This is a genomic window from Streptomyces sp. ISL-12, assembly GCF_018614415.1.
In the GTDB taxonomy this organism is placed as follows: Bacteria; Actinomycetota; Actinomycetes; order Streptomycetales; family Streptomycetaceae; genus Streptomyces.
The window spans coordinates 20,855-30,292 of sequence record NZ_JAGGOO010000018.1 but is presented as its reverse complement, the minus strand read 5'-3'; the positions used below and the strand labels follow the sequence as shown (position 1 = coordinate 30,292).

The 9,438-nt window shown below is 73.2% G+C and carries 9 protein-coding genes; 6 read left to right on the top strand and 3 right to left on the bottom strand.

Annotated features, from left to right (window positions below):
- Together J7I94_RS05410 and J7I94_RS05405 are read right to left on the bottom strand one after the other, a co-directional pair.
- On the bottom strand, positions 1-862 hold an 862-nt coding region (locus tag J7I94_RS05410), incomplete at its 3' end, for a DUF2510 domain-containing protein (protein ID WP_215165523.1).
- A gap of 155 nt (positions 863-1,017) precedes the next feature.
- Positions 1,018-2,427: an FAD-binding oxidoreductase gene (locus J7I94_RS05405; protein ID WP_215165522.1), complete on the bottom strand. Its 1,410-nt coding sequence runs from the start codon at positions 2,425-2,427 to the stop codon at positions 1,018-1,020.
- Positions 2,428-2,526: 99 nt separating this feature from the next.
- Here J7I94_RS05405 and J7I94_RS05400 point away from each other — a divergent pair, with 99 nt between their 5' ends.
- Positions 2,527-3,930 carry a lipopolysaccharide assembly protein LapB gene (locus tag J7I94_RS05400; protein ID WP_215165521.1) on the top strand — a complete coding sequence of 468 codons (1,404 nt, stop codon included), beginning with the start codon at positions 2,527-2,529 and terminating at the stop codon, positions 3,928-3,930.
- A gap of 11 nt (positions 3,931-3,941) precedes the next feature.
- Here the strand turns inward: J7I94_RS05400 and hppD are convergent, their stop codons facing one another.
- Entirely contained in the window at positions 3,942-5,087 is a 1,146-nt protein-coding gene (gene hppD / locus J7I94_RS05395) for a 4-hydroxyphenylpyruvate dioxygenase (RefSeq protein ID WP_215165520.1), read from the bottom strand.
- A gap of 126 nt (positions 5,088-5,213) precedes the next feature.
- Between hppD and J7I94_RS05390 the strand changes: the two genes are divergently transcribed.
- Genes J7I94_RS05390 through J7I94_RS05370 form a run of 5 tightly spaced genes read left to right on the top strand, consistent with a single transcriptional unit; the run spans position 5,214 to position 9,430 of the window.
- A complete protein-coding gene (locus J7I94_RS05390; protein ID WP_215165518.1) occupies positions 5,214-5,684 on the top strand; it encodes an Lrp/AsnC family transcriptional regulator in 471 nt (156 codons plus the stop codon).
- A gap of 30 nt (positions 5,685-5,714) precedes the next feature.
- Positions 5,715-6,362, top strand: coding sequence for an ABC transporter permease (locus tag J7I94_RS05385; RefSeq protein ID WP_215165516.1), 648 nt, complete (start codon positions 5,715-5,717; stop codon positions 6,360-6,362).
- A complete protein-coding gene (locus tag J7I94_RS05380; RefSeq protein WP_215165515.1) occupies positions 6,355-7,611 on the top strand; it encodes a betaine/proline/choline family ABC transporter ATP-binding protein in 1,257 nt (418 codons plus the stop codon). The genes J7I94_RS05385 and J7I94_RS05380 overlap by 8 nt, the downstream gene beginning before the upstream one ends.
- Positions 7,611-8,474, top strand: coding sequence for an ABC transporter permease (locus tag J7I94_RS05375; RefSeq protein ID WP_215165525.1), 864 nt, complete (start codon positions 7,611-7,613; stop codon positions 8,472-8,474). The genes J7I94_RS05380 and J7I94_RS05375 overlap by 1 nt, the downstream gene beginning before the upstream one ends.
- Positions 8,471-9,430 (top strand): glycine betaine ABC transporter substrate-binding protein, encoded by a 960-nt coding sequence (locus tag J7I94_RS05370; RefSeq protein WP_215165514.1) that lies wholly within the window; start codon positions 8,471-8,473, stop codon positions 9,428-9,430. The genes J7I94_RS05375 and J7I94_RS05370 overlap by 4 nt, the downstream gene beginning before the upstream one ends.
- The last annotated feature ends 8 nt before the right edge of the window (positions 9,431-9,438 follow it).

Here is a 9,438-nt window from a genome sequence, read left to right as displayed (position 1 = left end):
GGGCGGCGGGTGCGGGTGCCGGGGCGGCGGGTGCCGGGGACTGGGCCGGGACGGTGCCCGGGGTCAGCTGGGGACCGGAGGGGGCCGTCGGGGGCTGGTGGCTGGCGGGGGTCTGCTGGGCGGGAAGGGGTTGGTGGGGCGCCGGGGCCGGCTGGGCGGCGGGGCCCTGGTGCGCGGCGGGGGCGCCCGTGCCGGGGAGGTCGCGGGGGGCGGTCGGGGCCGGGGCCGGGGACGGGTTCGGGCGCCGGGGGCCGCCCGGAGAGACCGCCCGGAACTTCATCGTGCCCGGGTCGTCGTCACCCCCGGGGGCGGCGGCCGGTCCCCGCGCGGGCGTCGGCTGCCGTCCCGCGGCGGCGCCGGGGCGCCGGAACAGGACCGTGCCGTCGGACTCCTCCCCGGGCCCGCCGGCCGGCGCGGTCGCCGTACCGTCCCGGCCCGGACCGTCCACGGGGGCCGACGGCCGGGGCACCCTCGGGTCGGCCCCCTGGGGAGACGGCCAGGCGGGCTGCTGATCCTGGCCGGTGCCGGGGCCGGGGCCCGCCTGGCGGGCGGGGCCGGCGCCCCAGGCCGAGGCGGGCTCGGGGCGGCTGCCGTGCTGCTCCGCCCGCGTCGAGGCCACCGGGGCGGGCTCGTCGGCCGGGTCCTCGTCGAAGAAGTGCGGGCCGGTCTCCTCCACCGAGGGGCCGGCGGGCCGCACGCCGGGCGGCGGGGCGAGCGGTTCGCCGTCCTCGGGCGCCGGGCGGCTGGTGCCCGGTACCCAGGAGGCACCGTTCCAGTACCGGACATATCCAGGAATGGACGGGTCCGGGTAATACCCTTCGCGGGGCTTGTCGTCGCCCGGGGCCGGGGTTGGGGCGCTCATGTCCGTCGTCCCGTATCTGCTCGGTGGTGGTATGGAGGGGTCCACATCTATCAGACCGGCGCATCCCGCACCGCCGGTCCCGCCCTTCCCGCCCCTTTCCGGGCGACCTCACGCAGAGGCTTCACACACTTCGGAACGATTTCCCGGTGATCTCGTCAGAAGAGCTTGCCGGGGTTGAGGATGCCCAGCGGGTCGAAGGTCTGTTTGACCGCCCGCTGCATCTCAAGACCCACCGGGCCGAGTTCGCGGGCGAGCCATTCCTTCTTCAGGACGCCGACGCCGTGTTCGCCGGTGATCGTGCCGCCGAGTTCCAGGCCGAGGGCCATGATCTCGTCGAAGGACGCGCGGGCGCGGCGGGACTCGTCGGGGTCGGCGGCGTCGAAGCAGACCGTGGGGTGGGTGTTGCCGTCGCCGGCGTGGGCGCAGACGCCGATGGACAGGCGGTGCTTCCCGGCGATCCGCTCGACGCCGTCGAGGAGGTCGCCGAGCCGGGAGCGGGGCACGCACACGTCGTCGATCATCGTGGTGCCCTTGACCGCTTCGAGGGCGGTGAGCGACAGCCGCCGCGCCTGGAGCAGCAGTTCCGACTCGGCGGCGTCGTCGGCGGGGACCACCTGGGCGGCCCCGGAGGCCTCGCACAGCGCGCCGACGGCGGCGAGGTCGCCGGCCGCGTCGGGGGTGTCGAAGGCGGCGAGGAGGAGGGCCTCGGTGGTCTCCGGCAGTCCCATGCGGGCCAGGTCGTTGACGGCCTTGACGGTCGTACGGTCCATCAGTTCGAGGAGGGAGGGGACGTGCCCGCCCTCCATGATCCGGCACACGGCGTCGCAGGCGGCGCCCGCCGAGGCGAACTCGGCGGCCAGCACGAGCTGCGCGGGCGGCTTGGGGCGCAGGGCCAGGACGGCGCGGACGACGATGCCGAGGGAGCCCTCGGAGCCGACGAAGAGGCGGGTGAGGTCGTACCCGGCGACGCCCTTGGCGGTGCGGCGGCCGGTCCTCAGCAGGCGGCCGTCGGCGAGGACGACGTCGAGGCCGAGGACGTACTCGGCGGTCACCCCGTACTTGACGCAGCACAGGCCGCCGGAGGCGGTGCCGATGTTGCCGCCGATGGTGCACATCTCCCAGCTGGAGGGGTCGGGCGGGTAGGCGAGGCCGTGTTCCTCGACCGCGCGGGAGAGCGTGGCGTTGACGACGCCGGGCTCGACGACGGCGATCCGGTCGACCGGGTTGATCTCCAGGACGCGGTCCATCTTCGTCAGGGAGAGCACGATCCAGCCGTCGTGGGCGTTGGCGCCGCCGGACAGTCCGGTGCGGGCGCCCTGCGGGACGACGGGGACGCGCAGCTCGGTGGCGACGCGCATGACGTGCTGGACCTCTTCGACGGTGCGCGGCAGGACGACGACGGCGGGGGTGCCGGCCGGGCAGAAGCTCGCCATGTCGTGGGCGTAGGAGGCCGTGACATCGGGGTCGGCGAGGACTGCGTCGGCGGGCAGCCCGCCGAGCAGCCGGTCGAGGAGGTTGCCGGTCGTCGCGGTGTCTTCGTCGCGAGGCGCTTCGATACGGCTCATGATCCTCAGGGTGGCACCGGGGGCCATCGGTGTGAACCCCGTCGGCACCGCCCTTCGCCTGCGCGGGTGTCCTGGCCGTACGGGCGCACAGTGTGCGGTATGACAATCCGACTTAAGCGGCGTCGGGCCGGGTGGCGGCGGTGGCTGATCGCCTCGGTGGCCGGGTGCGCCGTACTCGGCGTCGCACCGTCCCTGCTGCCCGGGACGCTGTGGCCGCCGGACCCGGTCGCGGCGCCCGCGCCGGGCCCGGCCGCCCTGGCGCAGGACGCGGTGGCCGCCGGGGCGCCGGCCGCGCTGCCGGGTCTGGCGGTGCTGATCGCCGAGCGGGAGGCCCAGGTGCGGGCGCACCCGCGGGACGCGCGGTCGTGGGCGGTGCTCGGGGCCGCCTACGTCGAGCAGGGCCGGCGGACGGCGGACCCCGCGCGCTTCCCGAAGGCGGAGGAGGCGCTGCGCACCGCGCTGCGGCTGGAGAAGTCGCCCGCCGCCCTGGAGGGGCTGGCCGCGCTGGCGGTGGCGCGGCGGGACTTCCCCGGGGCGAAGCGGTGGGGGGAGGCGGCGCGGCGGCTGGCGCCGGAGCGGTGGACCACGCAGGCGGTGCTGATCGACGCGTACACCGGGCTCGGCGACCACAAGGCGGTGGGGCGGGCGCTGGAGCGGCTCGTGAAGCTGCGGCCGGGTGCGGCGGCGGTGCGGGCGCGGAAGGCGGCCGTCTACCGGGACCGGGGCTGGCGGGAGGACGCGGTGGCGCAGATCACCGACGCGGTGGCGGTGGCCCGGACGCCGGCCGAGCGGGCGGCGTACCTGGAGCAGGCCGGGCGGCTGGCGTTCGAGCGCGGTGAGCGGGAGGAGGCGCTGCGGTACTTCCGGGAGGCGCTGCGCACCGATCCCGGCCAGCGGGCCGCGCAGGCCGGGCAGGGGCGTGCGCTGGCGGCGCTGGGGCGGACGTCTGAGGCGCTCACGGCGTACCAGGCGGCGCTGGACCGGCAGCCGCGCCCCGAGGACGCGCTGGAGCTGGGCGAGCTGTACGAGTCGCTGGGGCTGGGGCGGGCCGCGCGGGTCCAGTACGACCTGCTGCGGGAGCGGGTGCGGGCCGCCGCCGCGGGCGGGGCGGACGAGGAACTGGTGCTGGGGCGGTTCGAGGCGGCGCACGGGGACGCGGCGGCGGCCGTGCGGCGGCTGGGGGCCGAGTGGCGGCGGCAGCCGTCCACCGCCGTGGCGGACGCGCTGGGGTGGGCGCTGTACCGGGACGGGCGGGCCGGGGAGGCGCTGGAGTACGCGGTGCGGGCGACGGACGGGGAGCGTGGGGGTGGGGTGCGGAGTGCGGCGTACGTGTACCACCGGGGGGTGATCGAGCGGGAGGTGGGGCGGTACGGGGCGGCTCGGCGGCATCTTCAGGAGGCGTTGCGGATCAATCCGTGGTTCTCACCGTTGGACGGGCCTCGGGCGCGGGAGGTGCTGGCGGAGTTGGGCGAGCCCTCGGTGGAGAGCCCGCCCTCGGGATAGCGGACCGTCCTTCAGAGGTTGCCGCGCTTGGCCTGCTCCCGCTCGATCGCCTCGAAGAGGGCCTTGAAGTTGCCCTTGCCGAAGCCCATGGAGCCGTGGCGTTCGATGAGTTCGAAGAAGACGGTCGGGCGGTCCTGGACCGGCTTGGTGAAGATCTGGAGCAGGTAGCCGTCCTCGTCGCGGTCGACCAGGATCCTCAGCTCGCGCAGCACGTCCACGGGGACGCGGGTCTCGCCCGCCCACTCGCCGAGGGTGTCGTAGTAGGAGTCGGGCGTGTCCAGGAACTGGACGCCGTTCGCCTTCATGGTGCGCACGGTGCCGACGATGTCGTTGGTGTTGAGCGCGATGTGCTGGACGCCCGCGCCGCCGTAGAACTCCAGGTACTCGTCGATCTGGGACTTCTTCTTGGCGACGGCGGGCTCGTTGATCGGGAACTTGACCTTGAGGGTGCCGTCGGCGACCACCTTGGACATCAGGGCGCTGTACTCGGTGGCGATGTCGTCGCCGACGAACTCCTTCATGTTGGTGAAGCCCATGACCCGGTGGTAGAAGCCGACCCACTCCTCCATGCGGCCGAGTTCGACGTTGCCGACGCAGTGGTCGACGGCCTGGAAGGTGCGGTCGGCGGGGGGCTCGACGATCGGGTCGGCGGCGGCGTAGCCGGGGAGGTAGGGGCCGTCGTAGCCGGTGCGTTCGACCAGGGTGTGACGGGTCTCGCCGTAGGTGGCGATCGCGGCGAGGACGACCGTGCCGTGCTCGTCCTCGGCCTCGTACGGCTCGGCGAGCGAGCGGGCGCCGTGCTCGACGGCGTAGGCGTGCGCGGCGCGGGCGTCGGGGACCTCGATGGCGAGGTCGATCACGCCGTCGCCGTGCTCGGCCACGTGCGCCGCGAGGAAGCGGCCGTGGTCGGTGGACGGTTTGATGACGGAGGTGAACACGAAGCGGGCGGAGCCGTTCTCCAGGACGTACGAGGCGGTCTCGCGGCTGCCGTTCTCCGGTCCGGAGTAGGCGACCAGCTTCATGCCGAAGGCGGCGGAGTAGTAGTGCGCCGCCTGCTTGGCGTTGCCCACGGCGAAGACGACCGCGTCCATTCCCTTGACCGGGAAGGGGTCGGCCTGCCGGGCGGTGTCGGGAGTGCGGGGTGTGGTCTGCGTCATAGCCGCAGGGTCCTCCGGGTCCGCAAGGTGCGCAATAGTTCGCGTTTTCCCTGGGCAGTCTGACCAGTGCTACGGCGGTCAGGCCGGGCGATCTGTACAACATGACCAGATGGGAGGCGGGGGCGGATGGGGATCGACCGGCTGGACGGGCGGATCATCACGCTGCTGGCGCGGGAGCCGCGGATCGGGGTGCTGGAGATGTCCCGGCGGCTGGGGGTCGCCCGGGGCACGGCGCAGGCGCGGCTGGAGCGGCTTCAGTCGAACGGAGTCATCCGCGGGTTCGGGCCGGAGGTGGACCCGGCGGCGCTCGGCTACCCCGTCACCGCGTTCGCCACCCTGCAGATCCGGCAGGGTCAAGGGGCCGATGTGCGGGCGCACTTGGCGTCCGTGCCGGAGGTGCTGGAGCTGCACACCACCACCGGCGCCAACGACATGCTGTGCCGGCTGGTGGCCCGTTCCAACGCCGATCTCCAACGGGTGATCGACCGGGTTGTCGGTTTTGATGGCATCGTCCGGGCCGCCACGGCGATCGTCATGGAGAATCCCGTCCCCCTGCGGGTCATCCCGCTGGTGGAGCAGGCGGCCGAGGACCGGTGAGCGACCTGGACGACGAGGTGGTGAGCGGCGGTGAACTTCTGGGAGTTCCTCGGCAGCCGCCACCAGCAGCTGCTCGCGGACGCCGGGCAGCACGCCAGCGCCGTCTTCCAGTGCATGGTGGTGGCGACCGTGCTGGGCGTCGCGATCGGAGTGGTCACCTACCGCAGCGAGTGGGCCGGGAACCTGGCGACCCTGGCCACCTCGACGATCCTGACCATTCCGTCGCTGGCCATGATCGGTCTGCTCATCCCGGTCGTCGGGCTCGGCGTGCCGCCGACGGTGACCGCGCTGACCCTGTACGGGCTGCTGCCGATCGTGCGCAACGCGATCGTCGGGCTGCGCGGCGTCGACCCGGCGCTGGTGGACGCGGCCAAGGGCATCGGCATGTCGCGCCCGGCCCGGCTGCTGCGGGTGGAACTGCCGCTGGCCTGGCCGCCGATCCTGACCGGCATCCGGGTCTCCACGCAGATGCTGATGGGCATCGCGGCGATCGCCGCGTACGCCTCCGGCCCCGGGCTCGGCAACGAGATCTTCCGCGGGATCGCCTCGCTGGGCAGCGAGAACGCGCTCAACCAGGTGCTCTCGGGCACGCTCGGGATCATCGTCCTGGCGCTGCTGTTCGACGCCGCGTACGTCCTGCTGGGACGGCTGACCATTCCCAGGGGGATCCGTGCCTGAGCCGACCGCCGCCTCCGCCACGGGGGCCACCATCGAGCTGGAGAACCTCACCAAGCGCTACCACGGCAACCCGCAGCCCGCCGTGGACAACGTCTCCATGCAGATCGGGGCGGGCGAGACGGTCGTCTTCGTCGGCCCCTCGGGGTGCGGCAAGTCCACCACCCTGAAGATGATCAACCGGCTGATCGAGCCGTCCGGCGGCCGTATCCGCATCAACGGCGAGGACGTCACCGACATCGACCCGGTGCGGCTGCGCCGCAAGGTCGGCTACGCCATCCAGTCCTCCGGCCTCTTCCCGCACATGACCGTCGCCCAGAACATCGCCCTCGTGCCCCGGATGACCGGCTGGTCGAAGGCGCGAATCAGGGACCGAGTGGAGGAGATGCTCGACCTGGTGGGCCTGGACCCGGGCGAGTTCCACGGCCGCTACCCCCGCCAGCTCTCCGGCGGCCAGCAGCAGCGGGTGGGCGTGGCGCGGGCGCTGGCCGCCGATCCGCCGGTGCTGCTGATGGACGAGCCGTTCGGCGCGGTCGACCCGATCACCCGGGACCACCTCCAGGACGAGCTGATCCGCCTCCAGCGGGAGCTGCACAAGACGATCGTCTTCGTCACCCACGACTTCGACGAGGCGATCAAGGTCGGCGACCGGATCGCGGTGCTGCGCGAGCAGTCGCACATCGCGCAGTTCGACACCCCGGAGGCGATCCTCACCAACCCGGCCGACGACTTCGTCTCCGGCTTCGTCGGCGCCGGGGCGGCCCTGAAACGCCTCAACCTCACCCGCGTACGGGACGTCGGCATCACCGACTACCCGACGGTCACCATCGACGACCCGCTCCAGCACATCTTCGACCGGCTGCGGGACAGCGGCAGCAACGAGATCCTGCTGCTGGACAAGCGGCGGCGCCCCTACAAGTGGCTGCGGCGCGGCGATCTGATGCGGGCCAAGGGGTCGCTCGCGCGGGCCGGGGCGCTGGTGCACGACACGGTGACGCGGGACGCCACGCTGCGGGACGCGCTGGAGGCGGTGCTCACCGACAACGCGGGGCGGGTCGCGGTCACCGGGCGGCGCGGCCAGTACGAGGGCGTCGTCGACATGGAGACGCTGATGAACTCCGTGCACGAACTCCTGGAGGCGGACCGGCTGGACGCGCTGGAGCACCAACACGACCTGGAGGAGGCGCGGGCCGACCGCACCCACGCCGAGCAGGAGGGCTTCGGACCGCCCACCGGGGAGGCGCCGGCGTGATGTGCCCTGCCTCCCGCTTCCCCCGGCCCGGCGACGGCCCGCCGGCCGCCGTCACGGACGACGACGCCGACGACGCGACGGAGACCGACACCGTCGCTCCCCCGCCCTCCCCGGCCGCCACCCGGCGCCGGATCGGCTGGCGGAAGCTGACCTTCCTGCCGGTGGTGCTGGTCTGCGTGCTGCTGGCGACCTGGCTGTGGTTCCGGCAGGCCGACCTGGACGCGCTGAGCGAGAACGCCCTGTCCGGCGGCCAGGTCACCAAGGCGCTGTGGCAGCACGTCCAACTCACCGTGATCTCCACCTTCTTCGTCCTGATCATCGCGATCCCGCTGGGCGTCCTGCTCACCCGCCGGATGTTCCGCAAGGCCACCCCGGTCGCCCTCGCCTTCGCCAACACGGGCCAGGCCACCCCGGCGATCGGTCTGCTGGCGCTGCTGGTGATCTGGCTCGGCATCGGCCGCCGCGCCGCCCTGATCGGCATCATCGTCTACGCGATCCTGCCGGTGCTGTCCAACACCATCGCGGGCCTGAAGGCCAACGACCCCACCCTCCTGGAGGCGGCCCGCGGCATCGGCATGTCCCCCTTCGGCGTCCTCACCCGCGTCGAACTCCCGCTCGCCGTCCCGCTGATCCTGGCGGGGGTGCGCACGGCCCTGGTCCTGAACGTCGGTACGGCGACCCTGGCGACGTTCGGCGGGGGCGGCGGCCTCGGGGTGCTGATCACCACGGGCATCACCAGCCAGCGGATGCCGGTCCTGGTGCTGGGCTCGGTGCTCACCGTCGCCCTGGCCCTGCTGGTGGACTGGCTGGCCTCGCTGGCCGAACTGCTGCTGCGGCCCCGGGGTCTGGAGGCGGGCACATGAGGCGGCCACTGTGCCTGGTGCTCGCCGGTGTGATGATCACCGGCTGCGGGCTGACCAGCGGCTCCCCCATGGCCGACGACGTCGAACCGGGCACCATCGGGCGGGGCAGGCCGCTGGAGGGCGCCGACCTCACCGTCGTCTCCAAGGAGTTCACCGAACAGCTGATCCTCGGCGCGATCATGGGCATCGCCTTCGAGGCGGCCGGCGCCGAGGTACTGGACCGCACCGGCATCCAGGGCTCCGTCGGCACCCGGGCGGCCGTCGAGAACGGCGACGCCGACGCCACCTACGAGTACACCGGCACCGCCTGGATCACGTACCTGGGCAACAGCGAGCCGGTCCCCGACCCGCACCGGCAGTGGGCGGCGGTGCGGGAAGCCGACGCGGAGAACGGCCTGACCTGGCTGCCGGCCGCCCCGATGAACAACACGTACGCGCTGGCGATGAACCAGGCGAACTTCGAGAAGTACCGCACCCGGACGATGTCCGAGGTCGCCGCGTTGTCGAAGGAGGACCCCGGCGCGGTGACGCTGTGCGTGGAGGGCGAGTTCGCCAACCGCGCGGACGGGCTGCCGGGGCTGCAGAAGACGTACGGGATGCGCCTGCCGGCCGGGAACATCACGCAGATGGACACCGGGATCATCTACACCCAGACGGCGAAGGGCGCCTGCGCCTACGGCGAGGTGTTCACCACCGACGGGCGGATCGAGTCCATGCACCTGGTGGTGATGGAGGACGACAAGAAGTTCTTCCCCAACTACAACGCGGCGCCCATGATCCGCACCGACACCATGAAGAAGTGGCCGGCCATCGCCGACGTACTCGACCCGGTGACCCGGGCGCTGACCAACGACGTGGCGCGGGAGCTGAACGCCAAGGTCGACGTGGACGGGGAGGACCCGCACCAGGTGGCGCTGGACTGGATGACGGAGAAGGGGTTCGTGAAGGAGGGGTGAGGCGGGCG